Origin of the sequence: Nocardioides daedukensis, assembly GCF_013408415.1 — a bacterium.
In the GTDB taxonomy this organism is placed as follows: Bacteria; Actinomycetota; Actinomycetes; order Propionibacteriales; family Nocardioidaceae; genus Nocardioides; species Nocardioides daedukensis.
The window spans coordinates 1,737,239-1,763,359 of record NZ_JACCAA010000001.1 but is presented as its reverse complement, the minus strand read 5'-3'; the positions used below and the strand labels follow the sequence as shown (position 1 = coordinate 1,763,359).

30 protein-coding genes and 3 tRNA genes are annotated in these 26,121 nt (G+C 67.2%); 30 read left to right on the top strand and 3 right to left on the bottom strand.

Annotation, left to right across the window (positions count from 1 at the left end):
- Positions 1-23: 23 nt before the first annotated feature.
- The 11 genes from BJ980_RS08795 to BJ980_RS08745 all read left to right on the top strand — a co-directional run bounded on the left by BJ980_RS08795 (position 24) and on the right by BJ980_RS08745 (position 6,008).
- Complete coding sequence (locus BJ980_RS08795; RefSeq protein WP_343047754.1) at positions 24-218, top strand: hypothetical protein; 195 nt, start codon at positions 24-26, stop codon at positions 216-218.
- A 23-nt stretch (positions 219-241) separates the two neighbouring features.
- Positions 242-793, top strand: coding sequence for an ABC transporter substrate-binding protein (locus tag BJ980_RS08790; protein WP_218855449.1), 552 nt, complete (start codon positions 242-244; stop codon positions 791-793).
- 5 nt (positions 794-798) lie between these two features.
- On the top strand, positions 799-1,188 hold the full coding sequence (locus BJ980_RS08785) for a CidA/LrgA family protein (RefSeq protein ID WP_179501946.1): 390 nt from the start codon (positions 799-801) through the stop codon (positions 1,186-1,188).
- Positions 1,185-1,892 (top strand): LrgB family protein, encoded by a 708-nt coding sequence (locus tag BJ980_RS08780; protein ID WP_179501945.1) that lies wholly within the window; start codon positions 1,185-1,187, stop codon positions 1,890-1,892. The genes BJ980_RS08785 and BJ980_RS08780 overlap by 4 nt, the downstream gene beginning before the upstream one ends.
- 36 nt (positions 1,893-1,928) lie before the next feature.
- Positions 1,929-3,332 carry an amidase gene (locus BJ980_RS08775; RefSeq protein ID WP_179501944.1) on the top strand — a complete coding sequence of 468 codons (1,404 nt, stop codon included), beginning with the start codon at positions 1,929-1,931 and terminating at the stop codon, positions 3,330-3,332.
- 98 nt (positions 3,333-3,430) lie between these two features.
- Positions 3,431-3,503 (top strand) — tRNA-Thr (locus tag BJ980_RS08770).
- A 53-nt stretch (positions 3,504-3,556) separates the two neighbouring features.
- Positions 3,557-3,630, top strand: a tRNA-Met gene (locus tag BJ980_RS08765).
- Between the two features lie 40 nt (positions 3,631-3,670).
- Complete coding sequence (gene rpmG / locus BJ980_RS08760; RefSeq protein WP_179501943.1) at positions 3,671-3,841, top strand: 50S ribosomal protein L33; 171 nt, start codon at positions 3,671-3,673, stop codon at positions 3,839-3,841.
- A 337-nt stretch (positions 3,842-4,178) separates the two neighbouring features.
- A complete protein-coding gene (locus BJ980_RS08755; RefSeq protein ID WP_179501942.1) occupies positions 4,179-4,589 on the top strand; it encodes an FAS1-like dehydratase domain-containing protein in 411 nt (136 codons plus the stop codon).
- Positions 4,586-4,987 carry a MaoC/PaaZ C-terminal domain-containing protein gene (locus BJ980_RS08750; RefSeq protein WP_179501941.1) on the top strand — a complete coding sequence of 134 codons (402 nt, stop codon included), beginning with the start codon at positions 4,586-4,588 and terminating at the stop codon, positions 4,985-4,987. The genes BJ980_RS08755 and BJ980_RS08750 overlap by 4 nt, the downstream gene beginning before the upstream one ends.
- Positions 4,980-6,008 carry a UDP-N-acetylmuramate dehydrogenase gene (locus BJ980_RS08745; RefSeq protein ID WP_179501940.1) on the top strand — a complete coding sequence of 343 codons (1,029 nt, stop codon included), beginning with the start codon at positions 4,980-4,982 and terminating at the stop codon, positions 6,006-6,008. The genes BJ980_RS08750 and BJ980_RS08745 overlap by 8 nt, the downstream gene beginning before the upstream one ends.
- 7 nt (positions 6,009-6,015) lie before the next feature.
- On the opposite strand, the gene BJ980_RS08740 is transcribed toward BJ980_RS08745, so the two are convergent.
- The 3 genes from BJ980_RS08740 to BJ980_RS08730 form a co-directional block, all read right to left on the bottom strand.
- A complete protein-coding gene (locus tag BJ980_RS08740; RefSeq protein WP_179501939.1) occupies positions 6,016-6,492 on the bottom strand; it encodes a DUF4190 domain-containing protein in 477 nt (158 codons plus the stop codon).
- Between the two features lie 42 nt (positions 6,493-6,534).
- Positions 6,535-7,599 (bottom strand): adenosine deaminase, encoded by a 1,065-nt coding sequence (locus tag BJ980_RS08735; RefSeq protein WP_179501938.1) that lies wholly within the window; start codon positions 7,597-7,599, stop codon positions 6,535-6,537.
- A 141-nt stretch (positions 7,600-7,740) separates the two neighbouring features.
- On the bottom strand, positions 7,741-9,036 hold the full coding sequence (locus BJ980_RS08730; protein WP_179501937.1) for an aspartate aminotransferase type Ic: 1,296 nt from the start codon (positions 9,034-9,036) through the stop codon (positions 7,741-7,743).
- Positions 9,037-9,285: 249 nt separating this feature from the next.
- On the opposite strand from BJ980_RS08730, the gene BJ980_RS08725 reads away from it, so the two are divergent.
- The 19 genes from BJ980_RS08725 to BJ980_RS08635 all read left to right on the top strand — a co-directional run bounded on the left by BJ980_RS08725 (position 9,286) and on the right by BJ980_RS08635 (position 26,114).
- Positions 9,286-9,358 (top strand) — tRNA-Trp (locus tag BJ980_RS08725).
- 36 nt (positions 9,359-9,394) lie between these two features.
- Positions 9,395-9,637, top strand: a complete 243-nt coding sequence (gene secE, locus BJ980_RS08720) for a preprotein translocase subunit SecE (protein WP_343047753.1) — start codon at positions 9,395-9,397, stop codon at positions 9,635-9,637.
- Positions 9,638-9,743: 106 nt separating this feature from the next.
- Positions 9,744-10,664 carry a transcription termination/antitermination protein NusG gene (gene nusG / locus BJ980_RS08715; RefSeq protein WP_179501935.1) on the top strand — a complete coding sequence of 307 codons (921 nt, stop codon included), beginning with the start codon at positions 9,744-9,746 and terminating at the stop codon, positions 10,662-10,664.
- An 83-nt stretch (positions 10,665-10,747) separates the two neighbouring features.
- Positions 10,748-11,176: a 50S ribosomal protein L11 gene (gene rplK, locus BJ980_RS08710; RefSeq protein WP_179501934.1), complete on the top strand. Its 429-nt coding sequence runs from the start codon at positions 10,748-10,750 to the stop codon at positions 11,174-11,176.
- Positions 11,177-11,274: 98 nt separating this feature from the next.
- Positions 11,275-12,000 (top strand): 50S ribosomal protein L1, encoded by a 726-nt coding sequence (rplA, locus tag BJ980_RS08705; RefSeq protein ID WP_179501933.1) that lies wholly within the window; start codon positions 11,275-11,277, stop codon positions 11,998-12,000.
- Positions 12,001-12,097: 97 nt separating this feature from the next.
- Positions 12,098-13,012, top strand: coding sequence for a hypothetical protein (locus BJ980_RS08700; protein ID WP_179501932.1), 915 nt, complete (start codon positions 12,098-12,100; stop codon positions 13,010-13,012).
- A 289-nt stretch (positions 13,013-13,301) separates the two neighbouring features.
- Positions 13,302-13,964, top strand: a complete 663-nt coding sequence (gene rplJ, locus BJ980_RS08695) for a 50S ribosomal protein L10 (protein ID WP_179501931.1) — start codon at positions 13,302-13,304, stop codon at positions 13,962-13,964.
- A gap of 99 nt (positions 13,965-14,063) precedes the next feature.
- Positions 14,064-14,450 (top strand): 50S ribosomal protein L7/L12, encoded by a 387-nt coding sequence (rplL, locus tag BJ980_RS08690; RefSeq protein WP_179501930.1) that lies wholly within the window; start codon positions 14,064-14,066, stop codon positions 14,448-14,450.
- 278 nt (positions 14,451-14,728) lie between these two features.
- Entirely contained in the window at positions 14,729-15,685 is a 957-nt protein-coding gene (locus BJ980_RS08685) for an ABC transporter ATP-binding protein (protein ID WP_179501929.1), read from the top strand.
- 10 nt (positions 15,686-15,695) lie between these two features.
- The gene (locus BJ980_RS08680; protein WP_179501928.1) at positions 15,696-16,481 is read left to right on the top strand and encodes an MlaE family ABC transporter permease; all 786 of its coding nucleotides are present in this window, start codon (positions 15,696-15,698) and stop codon (positions 16,479-16,481) included.
- A 5-nt stretch (positions 16,482-16,486) separates the two neighbouring features.
- On the top strand, positions 16,487-17,314 hold the full coding sequence (locus BJ980_RS08675) for an MlaE family ABC transporter permease (RefSeq protein WP_179501927.1): 828 nt from the start codon (positions 16,487-16,489) through the stop codon (positions 17,312-17,314).
- Positions 17,314-18,588, top strand: coding sequence for an MCE family protein (locus tag BJ980_RS08670; protein WP_179501926.1), 1,275 nt, complete (start codon positions 17,314-17,316; stop codon positions 18,586-18,588). Before BJ980_RS08675 ends, BJ980_RS08670 begins: the two co-directional genes overlap by 1 nt.
- Complete coding sequence (locus BJ980_RS08665; protein WP_179501925.1) at positions 18,585-19,616, top strand: MCE family protein; 1,032 nt, start codon at positions 18,585-18,587, stop codon at positions 19,614-19,616. The genes BJ980_RS08670 and BJ980_RS08665 overlap by 4 nt, the downstream gene beginning before the upstream one ends.
- On the top strand, positions 19,613-20,584 hold the full coding sequence (locus BJ980_RS08660; RefSeq protein WP_179501924.1) for an MCE family protein: 972 nt from the start codon (positions 19,613-19,615) through the stop codon (positions 20,582-20,584). Before BJ980_RS08665 ends, BJ980_RS08660 begins: the two co-directional genes overlap by 4 nt.
- Complete coding sequence (locus tag BJ980_RS08655; RefSeq protein ID WP_179501923.1) at positions 20,584-21,693, top strand: MCE family protein; 1,110 nt, start codon at positions 20,584-20,586, stop codon at positions 21,691-21,693. Before BJ980_RS08660 ends, BJ980_RS08655 begins: the two co-directional genes overlap by 1 nt.
- Entirely contained in the window at positions 21,690-23,135 is a 1,446-nt protein-coding gene (locus tag BJ980_RS08650; protein ID WP_179501922.1) for an MCE family protein, read from the top strand. The genes BJ980_RS08655 and BJ980_RS08650 overlap by 4 nt, the downstream gene beginning before the upstream one ends.
- Positions 23,132-24,415 (top strand): MCE family protein, encoded by a 1,284-nt coding sequence (locus BJ980_RS08645; protein ID WP_179501921.1) that lies wholly within the window; start codon positions 23,132-23,134, stop codon positions 24,413-24,415. Before BJ980_RS08650 ends, BJ980_RS08645 begins: the two co-directional genes overlap by 4 nt.
- A complete protein-coding gene (locus BJ980_RS08640) occupies positions 24,412-24,984 on the top strand; it encodes a hypothetical protein (protein ID WP_179501920.1) in 573 nt (190 codons plus the stop codon). The genes BJ980_RS08645 and BJ980_RS08640 overlap by 4 nt, the downstream gene beginning before the upstream one ends.
- Positions 24,981-26,114, top strand: coding sequence for a DnaJ domain-containing protein (locus BJ980_RS08635; RefSeq protein ID WP_179501919.1), 1,134 nt, complete (start codon positions 24,981-24,983; stop codon positions 26,112-26,114). The genes BJ980_RS08640 and BJ980_RS08635 overlap by 4 nt, the downstream gene beginning before the upstream one ends.
- The last annotated feature ends 7 nt before the right edge of the window (positions 26,115-26,121 follow it).

Below are 26,121 nucleotides of genomic sequence, written 5' to 3'. Positions count from 1 at the left end.
TCTGTATGCGTGGAGGAGTCCCGGTGAAGATCACGAAGGTCGAAGCGATCCCGTTCGCGATCCCCTATCGCAAGCCTCTGGCCTTCGCCAGCGGCGAGGTCCGGGTCGCCAGTCACGTGCTGATCCGCGTGCACACCGACGACGGCCTGGTCGGCACGGCCGAGGCGCCGCCGCGGCCGTTCACCTACGGCGAGAGGGTCTGCTGCACGATCTGGTGACAGTCGTTAGTCATGCAGCCTGAGTGGCTGGCGTGGTCATGATCGTCTCGAACTCGATCGGAGTCAACCTGCCGAGGCGGTCTTGTCGGCGGCGTCGGTGGTCACAGGCCTACACCTTCGTCCAGGCACTGAAGGCCGCGGGCGACGACCCCACCCGGGAGAGCATCGTGGAGGCGCTGGAGGAGAAGGGCGGCGACTTCGAGGGCCCCGCGCTGGCCCCGCTCCGCTACTCGGCGGACTCGCACATGGGTGTCTCGGGCATGCAGGTGGTCAAGCTCAAGAACGGCACGGCCGAGCCCCTGACCGGGGTCCTGGTCACCGACATCGGCGACGCCCCGATCGAGGAGGCGTCCGGTGGCACGGCGACGACGCGCCACCGGAGAGCGGCATCCCCGACTGAGGCACGGTGCAGCGGATCCGATCGGTGGCCACCAATCTGGCAAGGTGGCCACCGATCGGGTGATCAGTCGGATGACCAGCCGGACACCCGGCCGGTCATCAGGCCGGACGACGTTGCTCCCGACGTCGCCGGCGAGCCAGGAACGGCCTCGGTGACCCACTCGCGCGTAGGGTGACCGCCGTGCTGAATGGGATGATGTGGCTGCTCGGCTGCCAGCTGGTCGGTGAGGTGATCTCCCGCGGCCTCGACCTCCCGGTGCCCGGTCCCGTGCTCGGGATGGTGCTGCTCTTCATCGTCCTGCAGGTACGCCGTCCGCCCGCGGATGCGAACGTCCTGCGCACCTCGGACGCGCTGTTGCGACACCTGCAGCTGCTCTTCATCCCCGCAGGCGTCGGCGTGGTCACCTACCTGGCGGTGCTGCGCGACGACGCGCTCCCCATCGTCGGGGGACTGTTCCTCTCCTGGCTGCTGGGACTGGTCACGGTGGGGTGGCTCGTCGTACTCCTCGTGCGGGGCAAGGGCGACCACAGCACGGGTGCCCAGAGGGCTGCGGGCGGTGAGCCCGGATGAGCGAGACGCTCGACTACCTGCGCTCCTCACCGCTGCTCGGCGTCTTCCTGACCCTGCTCGGCTATCGGATTGGGCGCGAGCTCAAACGACTCTCCGGTGACCACCCGTTGGTCCAGCCGGTCCTGGTCGCGATCGTCTTCATCGGCACCGCCACCTGGCTGCTCGACATCGACTACGACGAATACCTGATCGGCGGGTCCGTGATCGCCTTCTTCCTGGGCCCGGCCACGGTCGCCCTGGCGGTGCCGCTGCATCGCCAGGCCCATCACCTGCGCGAGCTCCTGGTCCCGATGCTGGTCGCGTTGCCGGTCGGCGCGTTCGTCGCGATCAGCTCCGGGATGCTCCTGGTCCGGGGACTGGGCGGTGACCAGGCGCTGGAGCGCACGATGGCGCCGAAGTCGGCGACCACCCCGATCGCGATCGGGATCACCGAGCAGATCGGCGGGATCACCGCGCTCGTCGCCGTGTTCACCATCGTCGCCGGGATCATCGGCGCGGTGCTCGGGCCGACCCTGCTCAACCTGCTCCGGGTCCGCGACCACAGGGCGCGCGGCCTGGCGATGGGCGCGGCCTCGCACGGGATCGGCACCTCGCGCGCCCTGCACGAGCACCCGGTGGAGGGCGCCTTCGCGGGGCTCGCGATGGGCCTGACCGCGTTGTTGACCAGCCTCCTCGTGCCGCTCGCGGTCCACCTGTTGGGCTGATCACCGGACGGGTTCCCCCGCGGTAACTTGTTCCACATGACGCGCCTGCATGCCTTCACCGACGACGCCCTGGCCGACCACGACGCGGTCGGGCTGACCAAGGAGATCCAGTCCGGCCGAATCTCTGCGACGGAGGCCGTCGAGGCTGCGATCGCCCGGCTGGAGCGGGTCGCGACGGAGCTGAACGGACTCGCCCATCCCGCCTTCGAGCGGGCCCGCACCGACGCCACCGAGGCCCGGGGCGGCTACTTCAGCGGCGTACCCACCCTGGTCAAGGACAACGCCGACCTCGCCGGCGTACCGACCCAGCACGGCAGCGACGCCTTCGACGGCACGCCCAAGCCGGCCGACGGCGACTTCGCACGGATGTACCAGGCCACCGGGCTGGTTCCGCTCGGCAAGTCGCAGCTCTCCGAGTGGGGCTTCAGCGCCTCTGCCGAGCACCCGCGCCTGGGCCCGGTGCGCAACCCGTGGGACCAGTCGGTCACTGCCGGCGCCTCGTCGTCCGGCTCGGCGGCCTTCGTCGCCGCCGGCGCAGTGCCGATCGCCCACGCCAACGACGGCGGCGGATCGATCCGGATCCCGGCCTCGGCCTGCGGGCTGGTCGGACTCAAGCCGACCCGGAACCGGATCGCGCAGGACAAGATGATGCGCGACATGCCGGTGCGGATCGTGGCCGACGGCGTGGTGACGCGTTCGGTCCGGGACACCGCGGCGTTCTTCCGCGAGGCCGAGAAGGTCTATCGCAACCTGAAGCTCGCCCCCGTCGGTGACATCACCCATGCCGGCCCGAAGCGGCTGCGGATCGCCTTCACCACCGACTCCGTGGGGCGCTCGGCCTCACCCGAGGTGGCCGAGCTGACCCGCAAGACCGCCGTACTGCTGGAGGAGCTCGGCCACCACGTGGAGGAGATCGAGCCGCCCGTGCCGGACTACTTCGCCGACGACTTCCTGCTCTACTGGTCGCTGCTGAGCTTCTTCATCGTACGCACCGGCAAGCGCACCTATGGCAGGTCCTGGGACCGGAGCAAGCTGGACAACCTCACCCTGGGCCTGGCCAAGCACTGCCAGCGCAACCTGCACAAGGTGCCGCTGGCAACGGCCCGGATCGCGGCCTCGCGACACATCTCCGCGCGTTTCCACCGCAAGTACGACGTCGTCCTGACGCCGACCGTGGCGCACGAGACCCCGAGGATCGGCCATCTCGACCCGACCAACTCGATGGACGAGATCATCGAGCGGCTGATGGCATGGGTCGCCTTCACCCCGCTGCAGAACGCGACCGGTGATCCGGCGATCTCGCTGCCCCTCGCCACGACTGCCTCCGGGCTGCCCCAGGGGATGATGTTTGGGGCCGGTCGGGGCCGCGAGGCGGCCCTGCTGGAGCTCGCCTTCGAGCTCGAGGAAGCGCGTCCATTTGCGAAGATCCACCAGGCCTGAGAGAGTCCTCCCGCACACGCTGACAAGGGTGTGACGCAGGACCCGCAGGGACGATTTCATGTTCGTGCGAAGTCGTGTGTATTCTTCCTTGTCGCTGCGCCCCTTTAGCTCAGTCGGCAGAGCGTCTCCATGGTAAGGAGAAGGTCTACGGTTCGATTCCGTAAAGGGGCTCTGGGTTCGAGGTCCGCCGGTCCGTGAAACGGCCGGCGGACACTCCCTCCCGAGGCGGGGTAGCTCAGCTGGTTAGAGCGCACGACTCATAATCGTGAGGTCGCGGGATCGAGTCCCGCCCCCGCTACTCACCGTTCGACGCATCAACAATAAAGAAGGACATAGCCGTGGCCAGCAAGAGCTCTGACGTTCGCCCGAAGATCACGCTTGCGTGCGTCGAATGCAAGGAACGCAACTACATCACCAAGAAGAACCGCCGCAACGACCCCGACCGGATGGAACTGAAGAAGTTCTGCCCGCGTTGCCGCACGCACACCGAGCACAAGGAAACCCGCTGATCCCAGCGTAGGTTCCACGCAGTCTTCACGCCCGAGGGCGGTCTCCCGATCAGGGAGGCCGCCCTCGCGCCATTTCCCCCATCCCGCCGACCCGGCAGTTGTTGACGCCCAATCTCGCCGACCCGGCAGTTGTTGACGCCCAACCTCGCCGACCCGGCACTTGTTGACACCCCTGACCGTCGACCCGTCAGTTGTTGACGCCTCACCCCGCCGACCCGTCAGTTGTTGACGGGGAGCCCGTCAACAACTGACGACTCGGCGAGGGGTGGGTCGGGGATCAGGTCAACAACTGCCGCTTCGGCGAGGGGTGGGTCGGGGCGCTGCTAGCGTTCGCGGCATGCCTGTTGATCCGTCCCTGGTGGGTCGCGAGTTCCCGCCGACCCGGCCCTACACCGTGACCGACGAGAAGCTGCGCGAGTTCGCCGCTGCCACCAGAACGTCGTACGACGGGGGCACTGCGCCCACCACGTTCCCGATCGTGTTGGCCTTCGAGGCGATGAACGCCTTCCTCGCCGCCGAGGACGTCGAGCTGCACCGCATCGTGCACGGCGAGCAGCGGTTCGCCTACGAGCGCCCGATCGTGGCCGGGGACGTGCTCCGCGCGACGCTGACGGTGGCCACCCTGCGCCAGATCGGCGGCAACGACATCATCGGCACCCGCAGCGAGATCACCGACGCCGACGGCGAGCTCGTCTGCGCCACCAGCGCCACGCTGGTCCACCGCGCGGCAGAGGAGGTCCCGGCATGAGCGCGCTCAGCACTGGGACCGAGCTCGGCCCCAACACCTTCACGATCACCCGGGCCGACCTGGTCCGCTATGCAGGCGCCAGTGGTGACTTCAACCCGATCCACTGGAACGACCGGATCGCCACCATGGTCGGCCTGCCCGGCGTGATCGCCCACGGCATGTTCACGATGGCCCTGGTCGCCAGCGCGGTCGACGAGTGGGCAGGCGCGGGACGGACCGTCGAGCTCGGCGGCAAGTTCACCAACCCGGTCGTGGTCCCCGACGACGACCAGGGTGTCCAGATCGAGATCTCGGGCAAGGTCGGCGAGGTCGCGGACGGACGCGCCACGATCGCCCTCACCGTGACCTGCGGCGGCACCAAGGTGCTCGGCATGCCGAAGGCGGTCGTCCGTGTCTGAGGCCGTGCTGCTGCGCGACGTGACCACGCTGCGCCTCGGCGGTCCGGCGGCCCGCTACGTCGAGGCCGACAACGAGAGCGCCCTGATCGAGGCAGTCAGCGTCGCGGACGCTGCGGGGGAGTCCGTCCTCCTGGTCGCCGGGGGAAGCAACCTCGTGGTCGGCGACTCGGGGTTCGCCGGCACCGTCGTACGCATCGCCACCCGTGGCATCGGCGTCGAGCCCCACTCCGACCACGTGTTGGTCACCGCCGCGGCCGGCGAGTCCTGGGACGATTTCGTCAACCACTGCGTCGAGTCCGGCTGGGTGGGCGTCGAGGCGCTCTCCGGCATCCCCGGCGCGGTCGGCTCCACACCCATCCAGAACGTCGGCGCCTATGGCCAGGAGGTCGCGGCCACGATTGACAGCGTCCGGGTCTGGGACCGGGAGCTGAAGGGGGAGCGGGTCTTCACCGCCGCGGAGTGCTCGTTCGGCTATCGGCACAGCCGATTCAAGGCGGACCCGGCGCGCCACCTCGTGCTGGACGTGACCTTCCGGCTGCAGCGGGGACGCGAGGGCGAGCCGGTGGCCTATGCGGAACTCGCCCGTGCGCTGGGCATCGAGCAGGGTCAGCGGGCCCCGCTCGAGGCCGTACGCCGTGAGGTCCTCGCCCTGCGCCGCGGCAAGGGCATGGTCCTCGACGCGGCCGACCACGACACCTGGAGCGCCGGGTCGTTCTTCACCAACCCGTTCCTCGACGACGCGCAGGCAGCAGGTCTTCCCGCCGAGGCTCCTCGCTGGCCGCAGCCCGACGGCCGGGTCAAGACCAGTGCTGCCTGGTTGATCGAGCACGCGGGTTTCAGCAAGGGCCACGGCAACGACCGGGTCAGCCTGTCCACCAAGCACACGCTTGCGCTGACCAACCGCGGGCAGGCGAGCACCGCTGATCTGCTCGCCCTGGCCCTGGAGGTTCGCGACGGCGTCGAGATGGCCTTCGGCGTACGCCTGGTCAACGAGCCGGTGCTGGTCGGCTGCGCGCTCTGAGGGACTGCTACTCGAACGACTCGGGGTCCGCGATCGCCCAGGCGACCACGGCGCCGATCGCGAGCAGGACCAGGATCATCAGGACGGTTCCGATGATGCCAGTGATCTTCCCGGCGGTGGCCGCCGATCGGCCCGACCAGCGGTAGGGATCCGCGTCGATCTCCCGAATCGTCCTCGAACCGAGTACCCAGGCGAACGGTGCGCAGACGATGAGGATCCCGCACAGGGAGCCGCCCACCAGTCCGGTGATGCCCAGGCCCATGGCGAGCCCCGAGTTCGGGTGTGCCGGTGGCTGCAGGGGATAGGGCTGCGGGTAGCCGTATCCGTAGGGCTGACCCTGCCCGTACTGCTGGCCGTAGGGCTGGCCATATGGCTGCCCGTATTGCTGGCCGTAGGGCTGCGCATACTGCTGCTCGGCGTACGGCTCCTGGCCTCCCTCGGGTCCCTGTCCGGGGTCGTGTGAGCCGGGGTTGTCAGTGGTCATGGGTGGGTTCCATTTCGGTGAGGTGTGCGATGACGAGGCCGATCACGATGATCCAAAGGATCGGTCGTCCGGACCAGTCGCCGGGTCATTCGTCGCCCAGGCGTCGATCGCGGCAAGTCCGGCGTCCTTCACGTCCGAGGGAGCGCGGGAGGCCCGGAACGACATCCGGGCGAGCTCGGCGAGGGTGTCGTCGCTGAGGTCGTGGGCGGCGCGCATGGTCGCGTACTGCCCTTCCAAGCGGGACCCGAACAGCAGCGGGTCGTCCGCGCCCAGCGCAACGGTCGCACCGGCATCGAGGAGCTGGGTCAACGGCACCGAGGTGAGGTCGCTGTAGACCCCCAGCGCCACGTTGGAGACCGGGCAGACTTCCAGGGCGACACCGCTCTCGACGACGCGTTCGAGGAGGGCCGGATCCTCCACCACGCGTACGCCGTGGCCCAGGCGGCCCGCGTGCAGGTGGTCCAGGCAGGCCCTGATGTTGGCAGCCCCGACCAGCTCGCCGCCGTGCGGCACCATCAGCAGGCCGGCCCGCTCGGCGATCCGGAAGGCCGGCGCGAAATCGGCGGTGGACCCACGTCGCTCGTCGTTCGAGAGGCCGAAACCGACCACACCGCGGTCGGCGTACTGTGCGGCCAGCCGGGCCAGCGTGCGGGCATCCATCGGGTGCCGGGTGCGGTTCGCCGCGATCACCAGCGCGATGCCCAGGCCGGTGCGCTCCGAGGCGTCGCGGACGCAGTCGAGGACGAGGTCGGTGAAGGCAGTGATCCCGCCGAACTTCGCGGCATACCCACTCGGGTCGACCTGGATCTCCAGCCAACGCCCACCCTCGCGTACGTCGTCCTCCGCGGCCTCGAGGACCAGACGGCGTACGTCGCCCTCCGTGCGCAGCACCGATCGGGCCACGTCATAGAGCCGCTGGAACCGGAACCAGCCCTTCTCGTCGGCCGCGGACAGTTCCGGGGGCCACTCGGAGACCAGCGACTCCGGCAGCACGATCCCGTCCCGAGCAGCGAGCTCGAGCAACGTGTCGTGACGCATCGAACCGGTGAAGTGCAGGTGCAGGTGCGCCTTGGGCAAGAGGCCAAGGTCGCGGCGCGGCTCGGTCATGCCGGGACACTACCGGGGCCGCGGACGAAGTCACCGGGTACCCGGCAAGTCTGGCGCTTCCCGGGCAAGATCTTGCCCGGGAAGCACCGGAGTCACCCGGTACCCGGTGACTTCGACCGGCCGGGTGCGTGACCGGTGGGGTCAGCGGGACGCGAGTGACTCCGCGGCCGCGAGCAGCACACACGTCGCGACGGCATCCATCGCCTCGGAGACCGCGGGGAGCTCGGGGAAGGTGGGTGCGAGCCGGATGTTGCGGTCGCGCGGGTCCTTGCCGCCGGGGAACGAGGCGCCGGCGGGGGTGAGCGCGATGCCGGCCTCCTTGGCCAGCTGGACCACGCGCGACGCGGTGCCGTCAAGCACGTCGAGGCTCACGAAGTAACCACCCGTGGGCCGGGTCCAGGTCGCGACGTCGAGACCGCCCAGGCGCTGGTCGAGCACCCGCTCGACCTCGGCGAACTTCGGCGCGATGATCTCGCGGTGCTTGACCATGTGGTCGCGCACGCCCTGCGGGGAACCGAAGAACTGGGCGTGGCGCAGCTGGTTGAGCTTGTCCGGGCCGATCGCGCCCTTGCCGAGGTGGGAGACGTACCACTTCACTGTCTCGACCGAGCCGGCCAGGAAGGCGACGCCGGCGCCGGCATAGGTGATCTTCGACGTGGAGGCAAACATGATCGGCCGGTGCGGGTTGCCCGAGGCGGCGGCGAGCGTCAGGATGTCCGCGCTCTTGGCCTCTTCCTCGGTGAGGTGGTGGAACGCGTAGGCGTTGTCCCAGAAGATCTTGAAGTCAGGCGCGGCAGTCGGCATCGCGGTCAGGCGCGCGGCAACTTCCTGGGTGACGATCGAACCGCTGGGGTTGGCATAGGTCGGCACGATCCAGATGCCCTTGATGCTCGGGTCGTCGGCGACCAGGGTCTCCACGGCGTCCATGTCCGGGCCGTCCTCGTTCATCGCGACGGTCACCGTGTCGATGCCGAACCAGTCCAGCAGCGTGAAGTGCCGGTCATAGCCGGGGACCGGGCAGATGAAGGTGACCTTCTCCTCGGCCGACCACGGGCGTACGCCGTCCACGGCGCCCTTGAGCCACAGGTCGACCAAGACCTCGCGCATCATCACCAGGCTGGAGTTGCCACCGGCGACGACCTGCTCGGGCTCGACCCACAGCAGCTCGGCGAACATCTCTCGGATCTCTCGGATCCCCTCGAGACCGCCGTAGTTGCGGGTGTCCACACCGGCCTCGTCCTTGGCGCCGGTCGGCAGGTCGAGCAGCGCGTCGGACAGGTCGAGCTGCGCGGGCGCGGGCTTGCCCCGGGTGAGATCGAGGGTGAGGTCCTTGCCCTTCAGAGCCTCATAGGCAGCACGCTGTTCAGTGAGGAACGCAGCGAGCTCCTCGGCGGAGCGGTCGTTGAGGGGCTGGACGTTCGAGTTCGTCTCGGTCATGGGTCCCATGCTTCCATGTCAGGCCGGCTGCGCGGCAAGCGCGCCACAGCGGGAGACGGTACGAAGCCGCCTGGCTTTCCGGTCTGATGATCGGGTGTCGCGAAAGGGTCTGCGACACGAGCCACCCGGGCCGGTTTGGACGTCGCCTTGGCTTTCCACGTAGACTCCCGGTTTGGTGGATCCCACCCATGCTCAGTCATGCCCTTGCGGACTTCTCGCAAGGATCATGGATCGGGCGCGGGCCACCGGAGGGCACTAGCTCAACTGGCAGAGCATCGGTCTCCAAAACCGAAGGTTGGGGGTTCAAGTCCCTCGTGCCCTGCAAGACGACCAGGCAGTAATACGGAAGGTGAAGACGGTGTCGGACAGCGACGCAGCGCGCGGTTCCAGCGACAAGCAGGAGCGCACGGGCATCCTGGCCTTCTTCCGTCAGGTCATCGCCGAGCTGCGCAAGGTGGTCTGGCCGACCCAGTCCGAGCTCGTCACCTACTTCATCGTGGTGATGGTCTTCGTGATCGTGGTCATGACGCTGGTGTCGCTGCTCGACCTGGGCTTCGGAAAGCTCGTGTTCGAGATCTTCGCCACCAACACCACGCAGTAGCCGCACGACCCGGCCCCGGGCAACCAACGGCCGGCATGGCAGGGCCCACGGCCCGCCGGAAAGATCCGCCGCAGAAGTCGGGCGGACGGATTCAGAAGCACTACAAATGACGGAGCATCACGTGTCGGAGCAGTACGACGAAGCAGCAGCCGATCAGGCTGCCGAGCAGGTCGACGCCCTCGTCGACCCCGTGGACGAGTCCGCTGAGGAGTCGTTGGCGGAGGACCAGGAGTCCACCGAGGGCGACTCGAGCGACGAGACGAGCGAGGCCACCGACGAGGCGGCCGCAGCCGCCGACGCCGATGAGTCTTCCCACGATGCCGAGGACGACGCCGACTCGGACGTCGACGCAGACGTTTCTGACGAGCAGTCCGTGGACCAGGCCCCCGAGGACCCGCTGGAGGAGTTCCGGCGCGCGCTCTGGGCCAAGCCCGGTGACTGGTACGTCGTGCACACCTACTCCGGCATGGAGAACCGGGTGAAGGCGAACCTCGAGAACCGCATCATCTCCCTCAACATGGAGGACTACATCCACGAGATCGTGGTCCCCATCGAAGAGGTTGCCGAGATCAAGAACGGCCAGCGCAAGCTGGTCAAGCGCACCGTGCTCCCCGGCTATGTCCTGGTCCGGATGGACCTGACCGACGAGTCCTGGTCGACCGTGCGTCACACGCCGTCGGTGACCGGGTTCGTGGGCCACAGCCACCAGCCGGTGCCGCTGAGCATGACCGAGGTCGAGAACATGCTGGCGCCCGCCGTGGTCGCCGCAGCCGAGGCCGAGGCACAGGCTGCCGCCAGCGAGTCCGGCGCTCCCGCCGCCTCCTCCGGTCAGTCCTCCCGCAAGCCCGTCGAGGTCGCAGACTTCGACGTCCAGGACTCGGTCATGGTGGTCGACGGTCCGTTCGCGACGCTGCACGCGACGATCACCGAGATCAACGCCGAGTCGCAGAGGGTCAAGGCCCTCGTCGAGATCTTCGGCCGGGAAACTCCGGTCGAGTTGAGCTTCAACCAGATCCAGAAGGTCTGAAGCTCCCGCCCGTCATGGGCACCCAGCAGGCAAGTGGCAGGGGATCTGTCCCCGTCATGACCACGAACAGAAAGAGATAAGAGATGCCTCCCAAGAAGAAGATTGCTGCCCTGGTCAAGGTGCAGCTGCAGGCTGGCGCAGCAACTCCGGCTCCGCCGGTGGGTACCGCTCTCGGTCCCCACGGTGTGAACATCATGGACTTCTGCAAGGCCTACAACGCACAGACCGAGTCGATGCGCGGCAACGTCATCCCCGTCGAGATCACCATCTACGAGGACCGTTCGTTCACGTTCATCACCAAGACTCCTCCGGCTGCCGAGCTGATCAAGAAGGCCGCTGGCCTGAAGAAGGGCTCCGGCGTTCCGCACAAGGAGAAGGTCGGCAAGCTGACCAAGGACCAGGTTCGTGAGATCGCGCAGACCAAGCTGCCCGACCTGAACGCCAACGATGTCGAAGCCGCGATGAAGATCGTCGAAGGCACCGCCCGCTCGATGGGCGTCACGACCGACTGATCCAGACCACCGGTCTGATCATCACCTGATCCCAGCTCCACGTGGCAGGGCCGCGCTGGCCCGTACACCACAACTTCGCCCACAGAAACGAGAAGCACATGCAGCGCAGCAAGACTTACCGCGCGGCGGCCGAGCAGTTCGACAAGGACGAGCTCCACGCCCCGCTCGCAGCGATCAAGATCGCCAAGACCAGCAGCAAGAAGAAGTTCGACGAGACCCTCGACGTCGTGATGCGTCTCAGCGTCGACCCGCGCAAGGCCGACCAGATGGTTCGCGGCACCGTGAACCTTCCCCACGGCACGGGCAAGACCGCCCGCGTCCTGGTCTTCGCGAACGCGGAGAAGGCCGAGGCCGCTCGTGAGGCCGGCGCCGACATCGTCGGTGGCGACGAGCTCATCGAGAAGGTCAACGGCGGCTGGACCGACTTCGACGCCGTCGTGGCGACCCCGGACATGATGGGCAAGGTCGGTCGTCTCGGCCGCGTGCTCGGCCCCCGTGGCCTCATGCCGAACCCGAAGACCGGCACCGTGACGCCGGACGTGGCCAAGGCCGTGACCGACATCAAGGGCGGCAAGATCGAGTTCCGCGTGGACCGCCACTCGAACCTGCACTTCATCATCGGCAAGGCCTCCTTCACGGAGGTCCAGCTGGCGGAGAACTACGCCGCCGCGCTCGAAGAGGTGCTCCGTCTGAAGCCGGCCAGCTCCAAGGGCCGCTACATCAAGAAGATCACCTTCTCCACCACGATGGGACCCGGCATCCAGGTTGACCCCAACCGGACCCGCAACGTGGCCTCTGAGGAAGAGGGCGCTGCAAACGCCTGATCCAGGCTCCGCAGGACGTTGACGGCGTCCGTGGTCGCTCCCTCCGGGATGCGAACCACGGGCGCCGTTCCTGTTTCGGCATGCTTGACTGACCGCCATGTCTCGATCGCTCCCACGCTCCTCCGCCCTCCAGGCCGGCCTCGCCGCGCTGCTCGTGATCGGAGTGCTGTTGCTGCTCGTGGTGGCCGGGCACAACCGGCAGGAGAGCACGCAGGACAGCGGGCAGGAGTCTTCGGTGGTGCCCGCGCGCGAGCTCGAGGACTCGATGACCTCGATCGCCTCCGACAAGCTCTTCGAGACGGTCACCGCTGCCCAGCGTGCGGCCGGCACCTGGTTCGTGATCTCGGCCTCGGAGCAGGACGGGCAGTCGATGGCCCCGTCGGTGCAGGAGATCAGCCTCGAGGGTGACCAGCCGGCGATCCGGACCAGCTTCGATTCCGGTCTCGGCACCATCGAGGCGCTCTACGTGGGCGAGCAGTTCTACATCAAGGGCTTCACCGGCAAGGAGAAGCCGTGGTGGAAGGTCAGCACCGACGACACCGCCAGCCGCCTGATCCAGTCGCTCACCCCCTATGCGGACCCCACCGAGTTCCTCTCCTCGATGACGAGTCCGAAGAAGTTCGAGATCATCGGCGTGGAGGAGATCGAGGCACTGCAGGCCAAGCCCGGTGGCGACATCGAGGGGGAGTCCGCCGCCAAGGTCAAGACGGTGCACTACCGGATGCAGATCGAGGCCCTCGGCGAGAAGGCCCCGGGAACGGGTGAAGGTGCGACGGGCGAGACACCCAGCGCCGGGACCCCGATGCAGATGGACATGTGGGTGGACGCGCAGGACCGGCCGGTGCGCGTCGAGACCGTGGTCTCCTCGCAGGGCCAGCGCCTGACGACCCGGCTTTACTACGGGCTCTACGGTGAGCCGGTGACCATCGACGTGCCCCGGTCCCAGGAGGTCACCACCGAGCCACCGGCCGAGCTCGCGAAGGCCCTCAAGGGGTCGGGCGCCGGCAACTGAGCGACGCCCCGGGACCACGCAGAGCCGCAGCAGTACGTCGTACCGCGGCGGATTTGGTGCCCGCGACGGAGTGGGCCTAGACTCCCGTTTCGTAACCAGAGACCGCCGGTGATCACGGCGCCCAGCAGCAGTTGGACAACGTGACCGAAGGTTCCGCGAAAGCAGCGGACGGCCAGCGCAGGTGACAGAGCTTCGACCGAGAGGTCCACGCCCTGGCTCCTGTGCCAGGGCGTTCGTCATTTCAGGAACTTGCGGGTGGTCTCGCTGACGTAGTTCGGAAGGAGACCACATGGCGCGGCCAGACAAGGCAGCAGCCGTCGCGGAGGTCGTTGACTCGTTCAACAACGCCGCCGGTGCTGTGCTGACCGATTATCGCGGTCTCACCGTGAGTGCACTGCAGGAACTGCGGCGCTCCCTCGGCGAGAACGCCAACTATGCCGTGGTCAAGAACACGCTGGCCAAGATCGCTGCCAACGAAGTTGGCATCGAAGGCTTCGACGACCTGCTCGCAGGTCCGACCGCCATCGCCTTCATCAACGGAGACGTGGTCGAAGCTGCCAAGGGCCTGCGTGACTTTGCCAAGGCGAACCCCGCCCTGATCATCAAGGGTGGCGTGCTCGACGGCGACTTCCTCAGCGCTTCGGAGATCGCCAAGCTGGCCGATCTCGAGTCGCGTGAGGTGCTTCTGGGCAAGCTGGCCGGCGCAATGCTGGCTTCGCTCTCCCAGGCCGTCTACCTGCTCAACGCCCCGCTCTCGCAGGCTGCCCGGCTCGCCGGCGCCCTCGAGGCCAAGGCACAGCAGGACCCCTCGATCCTCGCAGGTGGTGCCACCCAGGAGTCCGCTCCTGAGCCGGCCGCCGCGCAGGACGCCCCGGCAGCCGAGGAAGCTCCTGCTTCCGAGGACGCCGAGGCACCGGCCGCCGACGAGGCAGCCGAGTCCACCGACGCCTGATCCCGGCACCTGCCGGGCCCAACAGGCCGACGTACACCACCTGAAACCCGGTCCCTCTCGCCAAGTCGAGGCGGACCAGTACCGAAAGGAAACGCCACCATGGCGAAGCTCAGCACTGACGAGCTGCTCGACGCGTTCAAGGAAATGACCCTCATCGAGCTCTCCGAGTTCGTGAAGCAGTTCGAAGAGACCTTCGGCGTCACCGCCGCTGCCCCGGTCGCGGTTGCCGCTGCTGGTGCCCCCGCCGCTGGCGGTGGCGAAGAGGCCGCTGCCCAGGACGAGTTCGACGTGGTCCTCGAGTCCGCTGGCGACAAGAAGATCAACGTCATCAAGGAGGTCCGCGCGCTGACCTCCCTCGGTCTGAAGGAGGCCAAGGACCTCGTCGAGTCGGCTCCCAAGGCCATCCTCGAGAAGGTCGACAAGGCCACCGCTGACAAGGCGAAGGAAAGCCTCGAAGGCGCCGGCGCCTCGGTCACGCTCAAGTGATCTCGCTGGACTGACCCCACGCCTCCGGGCGCGGGACCGGTCCACACGGACGGGCGGTCATCCCTCACGGGATGGCCGCCCGTCTGGCATTTGGCGGCGCAGAAGTTACTGACTCGTAGAAATTGTTCCAAGCGGTGGTCAAACGCGTGACCTGCTTCGGCAAACCCCGTAACTTAACGTCGTCGGCCGCGTTGAGATGGCGAGGTTGGCGCAGGGATGTGGGGCGCCGGGGCGGTGCAGCACGTCCGTTCGCGCGACAGAGGGAGTAGCAAAGCGCCATGGGTGTAGAGATCAAGATCAACGACCTGTCCAAGTCGTTCGGCAAGCAGCTGATCTGGGGCGACGTCACGCTGACGATTCCTGCAGGCGAGGTCTCGGTCATGCTCGGCCCCTCCGGAACCGGCAAGTCGGTGTTCCTCAAGGCACTGATCGGTCTGCTCAAGCCTGACAAGGGCTCGATCCTCATCGAGGGCACCGACATCGCGAGCTGCTCGGAGAAGGACCTCTACGAGATCCGGAAGCTCTTCGGCGTGCTCTTCCAGGACGGCGCCATGTTCGGCTCGATGAACCTGTTCGACAACGTGGCCTTCCCGTTGCGCGAGCACACCAAGAAGAACGAGTCCGAGATCCGCAACATCGTCATGGAGAAGATGGACCTGGTCGGTCTGATCGGCGCCGAGGACAAGCTTCCCGGCGAGATCTCCGGCGGAATGCGCAAGCGTGCCGGCCTGGCCCGCGCCCTGGTCCTCGACCCCGAGATCCTGCTGATCGATGAGCCCGACTCGGGCCTCGACCCGGTCCGTACGTCGTTCATCAACCAGCTCTTCATCGACCTGAACGCGCAGATCGACGCGACGTTCCTGATCGTGACCCACGACATCAACAGCACCCGGACGGTGCCGGACAACATCGGCCTGCTCTACCACAAGCACCTGGCCATGTTCGGACCCCGCGAGATGCTGCTCAGCTCCGAGGAGCCGGTCGTGCGCCAGTTCCTCAACGCCCAGACGGTCGGCCCGATCGGCATGTCCGAGGAGAAGGACGCCGACGAGCTGGCCGCCGAGGTCGGCCTCGAGATGCCGCCGCTGCCCCCGATCCCGCTGCAGCTGGAGCCGTCCAACGGCATCCCGCGCCGCAGCCAGCGTCCCGCAGGTGAGTGGTGCCGCCTCAACGGCGTGACCCCGCCTCCCGGTTCGTTCCAGTCCACCAACGCCGGCCTGGCCCCCGGTTCCTGACAGGCGATCCATGTCCTCTCTCACCAGTCACCGGGTCTTCGCACCCATCGGGACCGCAGGCAAGCTTTTTGCCTTCGCCCTCGATGTGCTGCGCGGACTGTTCCGGCGACCCTTCCAGCTGCGGGAGTTCCTGCAGCAGGCGTGGTTCATCGCTTCGGTGACGATCGTCCCCACCGCCCTGGTGGCGATCCCCTTCGGCGCGGTGATCGCGCTGCAGGTCGGTGGGTTGATCAAGCAGTTCGGTGCGCAGTCCTTCACCGGTTCCGCAGCGGTCCTGGCCGTGGTGCGTGAGGCCGGACCGATCGCGACCTCATTGCTGATCGCCGGCGCCGGCGGGTCTGCCATCGCGGCCGACCTCGGCGCCCGCAAGATCCGCGAAGAGCTCGACGCCATGATGGTGCTGGGCATCGACCCGATCCAGCGCCTCGTCGTGCCCCGCGTGCTCGCCTGCATGCTCGTCGCGGTCTTCCTGAACGGATTGGTCTCCGTTGTGGGCGTGATCGGCGGCTACGTCTTCAACGTCGTTCTCCAAGACGGCACGCCAGGGGCTTATTTAGCGAGCTTCACCGCGCTCGCACAACTACCCGACCTGTGGCAGGGGATGGCCAAGGCCCTGGTCTTCGGCCTGATCGCCGCCATCGTCGCCTGCTACAAGGGCATGAACGCCGGCGGGGGGCCCAAGGGCGTGGGTGACGCGGTGAACGAGTCCGTCGTCATCACCTTCATGTTGTTGTTCGTGGTCAACTTCGTGATGAGCGCCATCTATCTCCAACTCGTGCCACCAAAGACGGGTTGACGACCATGGCGAACCTCAAGAGCGCCTACCAGCGCCCCGCGAAGATGCTCGACACCCTGGGCGAGCAGCTCTCCTTCTATCTCAAGGCCCTGGCGTGGACCCCGCGCACCGTGGCCCGCTACAAGAAGGAGATCCTCCGGATCCTGGCCGAGGTCACCCTCGGCTCGGGGTCCCTGGCTGTCATCGGCGGCACCGTCGGCGTCATCCTGGCCATGTGCTTCTTCACCGGCACCGAGGTCGGTCTGCAGGGCTATGCAGCGCTGAACCAGATCGGCACGGCCGCGTTCTCCGGCTTCCTGTCGGCCTACTTCAACACCCGCGAGATCGCCCCCCTGGTGGCCGGCATCGCGCTGGCCGCAACCGTCGGCTGTGGCTTCACCGCCCAGCTCGGCGCGATGCGGATCTCGGAGGAGATCGACGCCCTCGAGGTGATGGCGATCCCATCGCTGCCGTTCCTGGTCACCACCCGGATCATCGGCGGACTGATCGCGGTCATCCCGCTCTACGTCGTCGGCCTGCTCTCCTCCTACTTCGCGACCCGGCTGACGCTCACCCAGTTCTTCGGGCAGAGCGCCGGCACCTATGACCACTACTTCAACCTCTTCCTGCCGCCCGGCGACGTGCTGTGGTCGTTCGGCAAGGTGATGGTCTTCGCGGTCACCGTGATCCTGATCCACTGCTACCACGGCTACACCGCGAGCGGTGGCCCCGCGGGAGTGGGCGTGGCCGTGGGCCGCGCCGTACGCACCTCGATCGTCGCCATCAACGTCGTCGACCTGTTCTTGTCGATGGCCATCTGGGGCACCACGACCACAGTCAGGTTGGCGGGCTGATGTTCTCCGTGCTGCGCAACAAGAAGCTCATCGGCATCGTGTTCATCGCGCTGCTGGCCAGCGGCGTCTGGCTGACCTCGGCGATCTTCAACAAGACGTTCGTCGACTACGACCGGGTCACCATGGACGCCTCGAGTGTCGGCCTCCAGCTGCCCGCCCGCGCCGACGTCAAGATCCGCGGCGTCCAGGTCGGCGAGGTGCTCGAGACCAAGGCCGACAAGGACGGTGCCGTGGTCACCCTCGGTCTCTATCCGGAGAAGGTCGGCACGATCCCGGCCAACGTCACCGCCAGGATCGAGCCCAAGACGCTCTTCGGCGAGAAGTACGTCGCCCTGCAGGTCCCCGAGCAGCCCTCCACGGAGGCGATCAGCGCGGGGGACAACATCGACCGCAGCGTGCTCGCCACCGAGGTCGAGGAGACCCTGAACGACCTCTACCCGCTGCTGCGCGCCGTGCAGCCGGCCGACCTGAACAAGACGCTCACCGCGCTGGCCACCGCGCTCGAGGGCCGCGGCGAGGCGATCGGCGACAACCTGGTCACCCTGGACAGCTATCTCAAGCGGATCAACCCCGAGATCCCCGCACTGATCGAGGACCTCAAGCTGACCGCCGAGGTCTCCGACACCTATGCCGACGTGCTCCCGGAGATCGCCACCACGCTGCGCAACACGGTGACCACCGGCGAGACCCTGGTCTCGCGCGAGGCCAAGCTGAACAAGCTCTTCACCGACGTCTCCAAGTTCAGTGACGTGGCCGGCTCGTTCCTCGACGACAACGAGCAGAACCTGATCCGGGTCGGCGAGCTGGGTGCTCGTCAGCTCAAGGTCCTCGCCCGCTACTCGCCGTCGTTCCCGTGCCTGCTGGAAGGCATCGTGAAGGCAGGCGACCTCCAGGCCGAGGCATTCCGCGGCTACATGCTGCACATCAACCTCGAGATCCTGCCGAACTTCCCGCGCGAGTACGACGAGAACGACCGGCCCAAGTTCGGTGCCGACGACGGTCCCTACTGCGGCACCCTGCCCAGCCCCAGCTTCACCCAGGAGAAGCCGCTCACCGATGTGCCCGACTTCGAGGATGGCGTCACCCGCGACACCGGCAAGGGCACCAAGCGTGCCGCGACCGGTGGCTATGAGTTCGGTGTCACGCCCGGCAGTGCCATCGAGGCAGAGCTGGTGCGTGGCCTGATGGTCGCCGCGTCCGGGAAGCCGCCCTCGGACCTGAGTGTCCTGCTCACCGCCCCGCTGCTCAGGGGCAAGGAGGTGAACCTGCGATGAAGCTGCTCGATGCGCGCACCGCCTCGGACACCGTGAAGCTGATCATCTTCATCGTGATCACCGCCCTGGCCACCGGCCTGCTGGCCGTGCTGATCGGCAACATCACCTTCGCCCCCAGCCGCGAGTACAAGGCCGTCTTCGTCAACGTCACCGGCGTGGTCAAGGGAGACGACGTACGCGTCGCCGGGGTCAAGGTCGGCACCGTCAAGGACATCGAGATCAAGGACCGCACCCGCGCCCTGGTCACGTTCTCCGTCGCTGACGAGGCCACGGTCACCAGCACCACCCACGCGCAGATCCGCTACCGCAACCTGGTGGGCCAGCGCTACCTCAACCTCCGTCAGGAGGGCCAGGGCACCAAGCTGGAGGCGGGCACCACGATCCCCGTCGCTCGGACCACCCCTGCCCTCGACCTGACCGTCCTGTTCAACGGCTTCAAGCCGCTGTTCGAGGCGCTCTCGCCGCAGGACCTCAACCAGCTGTCCTACGAGATCATCCAGGTCTTCCAGGGCGAGGGCGGCACGCTCGAGAGCCTGCTGGGCCACACTGCCTCGGTCACTCGCACCCTGGCCGATCGTGACCAGGTGATCGGCGACCTGATCGACAACCTCAACGACGTGCTGGTCACCATCGGTGATCGCGACAAGGAACTGAGCTCCCTGATCATCAACCTCAAGACCTTGGTCGACGGACTGGCCGAGGACAAGGACGCGCTGCTCGAGCCGCTCGACGCGATCTCCGACCTCGCCGTCGAGACCGCCAGCCTGGTCAAGGGCATCCGGCCGCCGCTGGTCAAGGACGTCAAGGAGCTCCGCAAGTTCGCCGGCAACCTGGCCAAGAACCGGACCGAGCTCGACCGTGCGATGCAGGTCCTGCCGATCAAGCTCAACAAGATCGGCCGCACCGCGACCTATGGCTCCTGGTTCAACTTCTACCTGTGCGGCTTCACCGGCACGGTGAAGGTGGGCCTGCTGCCCGAGGTTCCGGTGGACTACGACACCAAGAACAAGAGGTGCTCGCTGTCATGAGCAAGCCCTTCCGCGAACGCAACCCAGTGGTGATCGGGGCGATCAGCCTCGCCGTCATCGCGACGATGATCCTGATGGCCTTCCGGGCCGACTCGCTCCCGATCATCGGTGGTGGCGAGATCTACCACGCCAACTTCTCCGAGGCCGGAGGCCTCAAGGCCAACGACGAGGTCCGCATCGCGGGCGTCCGGGTCGGCAAGGTCAAGGAGCTCGAGCTCGACGGTGACCACGTCAAGGTCACCTTCCAGCTGCAGGAGGATGCCGGCTTCGGACCCGAGTCCAAGGCCGAGATCAAGGTGAAGACGCTGCTCGGGGCGATGTATCTCGAGCTGGTCCCGGCAGGTTCGGGCCAGATGAAGGGCGGTACGACGATCCCGATCACCCGTACCGCTTCCCCCTACGACGTCGTCGAGGCGTTCGAGGGTCTGGCCGAGCGCACCGGGGACATCGACGTCGAGCAGCTCAAGACCTCGTTGAACACGCTGACCGAGCTCACCGCGGACACCCCCGAGGAGTTCCGCTCGGCGCTGACCAGCGTCTCGGCGCTCTCGGAAAACCTCGCCGCGCGCGACGACCAGATCAACACGCTGTTGAAGAACCTGCGCAAGGTCTCCGGCGTCCTGGGCGCCCGCGACGACGACATCATCGCGTTGATGAAGGACGCCAACGTCCTGTTCACGGCGCTGGTCACCCGCCGCGACGCGATCCACAATCTGCTGACCGCCTCGTCCACCATGTCCAAGGAGCTGACCGCGCTGGTGCGTGACAGCAAGGCCGATCTCGACCCGGCGCTGAAGCACCTCGACACGGTGGTGCAGGTGCTGCTGAAGAACCAGGACAATCTCGATGAGAGCCTGCGCCTGATGGCACCGTTCTACCGCTACTTCGCCAGCACCCTGGGCAACGGGCCGTGGTTCGACACCACGATCACGAACCTTCCGCCGCTTCCGAGCCTGGGAGGCAACTGATGAGGAAGTTCATCGTTCCCGGCATCATCCTGATCCTGGTGGCCGCTGCGGCGTTCACGATGTTCCGCTCCGAGGACCGCAGGCAGCTGACCGCCGAGTTCCCCCGCACGGTCTCGGTCTATGAGGGCTCCGACGTGCGCATCCTCGGCATCCCCGTCGGCGAGGTCGACTCGGTGGAGCCCAACGGCACCACGGTGAAGGTGACGATGTCCTATGACGCCGACGTGGACCTGCCCGCCGACGTCAGCGCGCTGATCGTGTCGCCGAGCGTGGTGGGGGACCGGTTCATCCAGCTCAGCCCGGTCTACAAGGGCGGAGCCAAGCTCCCCGACAACGCGAAGCTCGGCCTCAAGAAGACCTCGACACCGCTCGAGCTCGACGAGATCTACGCGAGTCTCGACCAGATCACCGTCGCCCTCGGTCCCGACGGCGCCAACAGCGACGGCGCACTGACCGAGCTGCTCAGCACCACCGCCGAGAACTTCGCCGGCCAGGGCGAGCAGTTCAACAAGACCATCAAGGACCTGGGGCGGTTGACCGGGACCCTGGAGAACAACAAGGACGAGCTGTTCGGCAGCGCTGCCGAGCTCGAGAAGTTCGTCAAGACCCTCGCGGACAACGACGACGTGGTGCGCGACTTCAACGACGCGATGGCCTCGGTCTCCACGCTGCTCGAGGGCGAGCGCGACGAGCTCGCGAGCACCCTGAGCAACCTGAGCACCGCGTTGGGCAGCGTGCAGAGCTTCGTCAAGGACAACAAGGCCCTGCTCGGCAAGAACATCAAGGGACTCAACACCCTCTCCAAGACGCTCGTGAAGCGTCGCGGCGAGGTCGACGAGATCCTCAAGGCCGGTCCGGTCGCCCTGAACAACCTTGCGCTGACCTACAACCCCGCATCGGGGACGCTCGACACGTCGGCGAACATCGAGAACATCGCACACGAGGTCCAGAACAATCCCGGCCTCCTGCTCTGCTCGATCGTCGGACAGGCAGACCCGACCGGGGTGCTGTGCGACGTGATCGAAGGACTCCTCCCGCGCACCAGCGCGTTCGGCGCACAGACGGTCACCGACCCGACCCTCCGCTCACTCATGGAGGTGGCCCGATGATCCGCCGCTGGCTGGTTCTCGTCGTCCTGGGCGCGATGCTCTCCCTGACCGCCTGCAGCTTCGACATCGGCAAGGTGCCGTTGCCCGGTGGCGCCGACGTGGGCGACGACCCGATCGAGCTGACCGCGACGTTCCCCGACGTACTCGACCTCGTGCCGCAGTCCACGGTGAAGCTCGCCGACGTGACCATCGGCAAGGTCACCTCCGTCGAGCTGGACGGCCAGAAGGCGAAGGTCACCCTCGAGATCCGCAGGGATGCCGACCTGCCGGCGAACACCACCGCCGAGATCCGCCAGACCAGCCTGCTGGGCGAGAAGTTCGTCTCGCTCAACGTGCCCGAGGAGCCGGCCGCCGAGACGCTCGGGAACGGCGATTCTGTCGCCCTGGCCCCCGGCAACCGCAACCCCGAGGTCGAGGAGGTGCTCGGCGCGCTGAGCCTGGTCCTCAACGGCGGCGGCGTGGCGCAGCTCAAGACGATCTCCTCCGAGCTCAACAACGCGCTCACGGGCAAGGAGGGCAACGTCAAGTCGGTGTTGACCCAGCTCGACGACTTCATGAGCGAGCTCGACCTCAACAAGCGCGACATCGTCAAGGCGATCGAATCGCTGAACAGGCTCTCCATCACCGCCAACAGCCAGATGGACGACATCACCCTGGCGCTCGACAAGCTGCCCGAAGCCGTGGCCTCCCTGGACTCCCAGCGCGAGGACCTGGTCAAGATGCTCAAGTCGCTGGCCGAGCTCAGTGACGTGGGCGTGCGGGTGATCAGCGCCTCGAAGGACGTCACGATCGACGCCCTGACCCAGCTCCAGCCGGTGCTGACCGAGTTCGCCAAGTCGGGTGACAACTTCGCCGACGCGTTCCACGTGTTCCTGACCTACCCGTTCGTCGACGAGGCCGTCGGCCGCGACCCGCAGGTTGCCCGCAACCTGCACATGGGTGACTACGTCAACCTGCACGTGAAGCTCGACATCCGTCTCGACGGGTCGATGAAACTGCCGATCCCGACCCTGCTGCCGTCCGAGGTGGACCCGACGGTCCTGGTGGACAACCTGCTCAAGTGCCTCACCAGCGGAAAGCTCACCAGCAAGTCCTGCTCGGACGTGCTGGCCGTGCCGTCGAACCTGCTCAAGCTCCAGAAGCTGTGCAAGAAGTCCGAGAACAGCAAGCTCGAGCTCTGCAAGGTGATCAACAGCCTTCCCGACCTCGGCCTCGGTGGCCTGCCCACCGGCACCAGCTCCGGCGCCCGGGCCGACAGCAAGAGCAGCAACGGCGTCGAGGACCTGATCAACAGTCTCGGCCTGCTGAGCCTGCCCGGCCTCAAGCTGAACCGCTCGACCCCCGGTGGTCCGTCGGTGCAGGGCACCGCGACGATCGGTGAACTGTCCGAGGTCTACAACCCGACCCTGGTCCGACTGCTCGTGCCGGGGGTGGCCCGATGATCACCAAGCGCACCAAGATCCAGCTCGTCATCTTCGTGGTGATCACCCTTGTCGGGGTCACCTTCGTCGGTGCCCGCTATGCCCGCCTGGACCGGCTCTTCTACGACGACACCTACACGGTGACCGCGCACTTCAAGGACTCCGGTGGGATCTTCTCCGGCGCCGAGGTGTCCTATCGCGGAGTGACCATCGGTCGCGTTGGCGAGATGGAGCTGACCGAGGGAGGGGTCGACGTACACCTCGACATCGAGAAGGACTGGGACAAGATCCCCGCCGACTCGATCGCCCTGGTCGGCAACCGGTCCGCGGTCGGCGAGCAGTACGTCGAGCTCCAGCCGAAGGTGGACGACGGACCCTACCTGCGCGAGAACTCCGAGATCGACCGGGCGGACACCAAGATCCCGATCGCCACCTCCAAGCTGCTCGAGGACATCTCGAACACGGTCTCCAGCGTCGACCAGGACGACCTGCGCACGACCGTCAGCGAGCTCGGCAAGGCCTTCGACGGCACGGGTGAGGACCTCGCCCAGATCATCGACACCTCGAACGCCTTCATCGAGACCGCCAACGACAACTTCGACATCACCACCGCCCTCATCCGCGACGCGAACACGGTGCTCACCGGGCAGCTCGACAAGGTCTCGGCGATCCGCACGTTCTCGTCGAACCTCGCCCTGTTCAGCACCACGCTGGCCGGTGCGGACAAGGACCTGCGCGGCGTCATCGACAAGGGCTCGGGCGCGGTCAACGAGCTGCGCACCTTCATCGAGGTCAACCAGGTCGACCTGGCCTCGCTGCTCAACAACCTGGTGACCGTGAGCCGGGTCGTGGTCCGCAACCTGGACGGCGTCGAGCAGCTGCTGACGCTCTACCCGCACATCGTCGAGGCCGGCTTCACCGTGGTCGCCAAGGACCCCGAGACGGGCAACTACGACGCCCACTTCGGTCTGATCCTGACCCCGCACAAGCTCTGCCACAACGGCTATGAGGACACCGATCGACGCAACCCGTTCGACACCGGGAACCGTGCCCTGAAGACCGACATCACCTGCAAGGACTCCGCGGCCGCATCCAACGCCCGTGGTGCCCAGAACCTGCGTCGCGCACCGGTGGGCAACACCGGATCGCCGATCGTCGCAGAGGTCGACCGCGCCACCGGCGAAGCCACCTGGCTGGCCGGTCCGGACACCTTGGCCGCACCGGATACGCTGACGGCTCGCACCAGTGGAGAGGAGTCGTGGAAGTGGTTGCTGCTTCGCCCACTCCAGACGACGGAGTGACCCAGGCCGAACGCACCACCGACCCGACCCTCGAGAGTTCCACCGACAGGCAACGGACACTGCGCCTGGTGTTGGCCGGCGTCCTGGTCCTGCTGCTCGTCGGTTTGCTGGCCTGGTTGGCCCTGGGCATCTACAACAGGGTCAGCGGCGACGAGGGCCCGCAGGGTGATCGCGACGCGGTGATGCTGCGCAGCCAGGAATACGTCCTCGCTGCCGCCACCGTCGGTCCCGACGACCTGGACGACAAGGGTGAGCTCACGGCGTACAGGAAGCGGGTCACCCCGCTGATCTCCACGGCCCGCAAGCCGGTCTTCGAGAAGGGCCTGACCAGCCTGTCCGAGCAGATCACCGTGAGTGGCTACCGCAGCACCACCAAGGTGAACCGGGTCGGTGTCGAGTCGCTCTCCGAGGACTCCGCAGTCGCCCTGGTCGACCTCGAGCAGTCCCTGGCCACCAAGGAAGAGTCCCTGGGCACGATGGCTGGGCAGTGGCGGGTCAAGCTGGTCAAGGTCGACGGCGTCTGGCTGGTCGACTCGGTGACCGACGTGGTCGCAGGGGGTGCCAAGTGAGCGCCTCCTGGTATGACGTCCTCGGCCTCGACCGGGACGCGAGCGCGGACGAGATCCGCTCCGCCTGGAAGGCGTCGATCGCCGATCTCGAACCGACCGACCGCCGCTTCAAGGTCTACAACGAGGCAGCCGGGGTGCTGCTCGACCCGAGCAAGCGCAGCGCGTACGACGCCCAGCTCCCCGCCGAGGAGTCCGACGAGGCGCTCGCGCCCGAGGACCTCGACGAGGAGCCTGCTGGTGACGGGCCGGGGGAGGGTCGCGACGTTGTCGCGGACGAGACGTCCCCCGTTGTCGTGGACGCTCCCGATGATGCTGACGAGGCTGAGGCCGCCGGCGCCACCGACACCGCCGACAAGGTTGACGATGCCGGCGAGGCCGATGACGTCCACGAGACCGACACCGACGCGGACGACACCGACGCTGGCGACACCGACGCGGACAACGAGGGCTCGGCCACGCCGACCCCGAAGGCATCGGCTGAGGGCGACAAGGCTGAGGGCGACAAGAAGGAACTGTCGACCAAGCTGCTCGCGGCTCTGGCCGTGCTGGTGCTGCTCGTGGCCGCGGTTGCAGCCGTGCTGCACGTGACCTACGACGACCCCGACGACGTCGAGAAGGCGATGGCCGAAGCCCGCCGTGCCGCCGAGAGCGCCGTACCCAAGGTGATCGCCTACGACTACAAGTTCCCCGAGCGTTCCCACGACCAGGCGATGCGCGTCCTGGGTGGCGACCTCAAGTCGGAGTACGACGACGTCTGGACCGACACCGTCGAGCCCAACCTGGCCAAGAGCAAGGCCTCGCTGACCTCGCAGGCCATCGCGACCGGACTGGTCCGGTCCTCCGGTGGGGGAGACCGGGTGCAGGTGCTGACCGTGGTGCAGGTGCACGCCGTGAACTCCGAGGGCACGCAGGATGCCGTGGTCACGCTGACCGCCACGATGGTCAACCACGACGGCACCTGGCTGGTCGAGGAGCTCGACGGTTGGGACGCAGGTCTGGCCGAGGAGGCCGAGGAGAAGGCGTCCGACGCCCCGTCGTCCGGTGCCCCCTCGCCCGGTGCATCCTCGGGCAGCTCACCCAGCCCGTCGGGCAGTTCGCCCAGTCCATCGGGAAGCGCCTCGACGGAGTAGTCGACTG

Bases quoted from the DNA above. Each gene is read 5' to 3' on its own strand.
- rplA (WP_179501933.1), top strand. From the start codon at position 11,275: ATGCAGCGCAGCAAGACTTACCGCGCGGCGGCCGAGCAGTTCGACAAG.
- BJ980_RS08735 (WP_179501938.1), bottom strand. From the start codon at position 7,599: ATGACCGAGCCGCGCCGCGACCTTGGCCTCTTGCCCAAGGCGCACCTG.
- BJ980_RS08685 (WP_179501929.1), top strand. From the start codon at position 14,729: ATGGGTGTAGAGATCAAGATCAACGACCTGTCCAAGTCGTTCGGCAAG.
- rplJ (WP_179501931.1), top strand. From the start codon at position 13,302: ATGGCGCGGCCAGACAAGGCAGCAGCCGTCGCGGAGGTCGTTGACTCG.
- BJ980_RS08755 (WP_179501942.1), top strand. From the start codon at position 4,179: ATGCCTGTTGATCCGTCCCTGGTGGGTCGCGAGTTCCCGCCGACCCGG.
- BJ980_RS08675 (WP_179501927.1), top strand. From the start codon at position 16,487: ATGGCGAACCTCAAGAGCGCCTACCAGCGCCCCGCGAAGATGCTCGAC.
- BJ980_RS08665 (WP_179501925.1), top strand. From the start codon at position 18,585: ATGAAGCTGCTCGATGCGCGCACCGCCTCGGACACCGTGAAGCTGATC.
- BJ980_RS08750 (WP_179501941.1), top strand. From the start codon at position 4,586: ATGAGCGCGCTCAGCACTGGGACCGAGCTCGGCCCCAACACCTTCACG.
- rplK (WP_179501934.1), top strand. From the start codon at position 10,748: ATGCCTCCCAAGAAGAAGATTGCTGCCCTGGTCAAGGTGCAGCTGCAG.
- BJ980_RS08650 (WP_179501922.1), top strand. From the start codon at position 21,690: ATGATCCGCCGCTGGCTGGTTCTCGTCGTCCTGGGCGCGATGCTCTCC.
- nusG (WP_179501935.1), top strand. From the start codon at position 9,744: ATGACGGAGCATCACGTGTCGGAGCAGTACGACGAAGCAGCAGCCGAT.
- BJ980_RS08660 (WP_179501924.1), top strand. From the start codon at position 19,613: ATGAGCAAGCCCTTCCGCGAACGCAACCCAGTGGTGATCGGGGCGATC.
- BJ980_RS08700 (WP_179501932.1), top strand. From the start codon at position 12,098: ATGTCTCGATCGCTCCCACGCTCCTCCGCCCTCCAGGCCGGCCTCGCC.
- BJ980_RS08740 (WP_179501939.1), bottom strand. From the start codon at position 6,492: ATGACCACTGACAACCCCGGCTCACACGACCCCGGACAGGGACCCGAG.
- BJ980_RS08645 (WP_179501921.1), top strand. From the start codon at position 23,132: ATGATCACCAAGCGCACCAAGATCCAGCTCGTCATCTTCGTGGTGATC.
- BJ980_RS08730 (WP_179501937.1), bottom strand. From the start codon at position 9,036: ATGACCGAGACGAACTCGAACGTCCAGCCCCTCAACGACCGCTCCGCC.
- BJ980_RS08780 (WP_179501945.1), top strand. From the start codon at position 1,185: ATGAGCGAGACGCTCGACTACCTGCGCTCCTCACCGCTGCTCGGCGTC.
- BJ980_RS08680 (WP_179501928.1), top strand. From the start codon at position 15,696: ATGTCCTCTCTCACCAGTCACCGGGTCTTCGCACCCATCGGGACCGCA.
- rplL (WP_179501930.1), top strand. From the start codon at position 14,064: ATGGCGAAGCTCAGCACTGACGAGCTGCTCGACGCGTTCAAGGAAATG.
- BJ980_RS08670 (WP_179501926.1), top strand. From the start codon at position 17,314: ATGTTCTCCGTGCTGCGCAACAAGAAGCTCATCGGCATCGTGTTCATC.
- BJ980_RS08655 (WP_179501923.1), top strand. From the start codon at position 20,584: ATGAGGAAGTTCATCGTTCCCGGCATCATCCTGATCCTGGTGGCCGCT.
- BJ980_RS08775 (WP_179501944.1), top strand. From the start codon at position 1,929: ATGACGCGCCTGCATGCCTTCACCGACGACGCCCTGGCCGACCACGAC.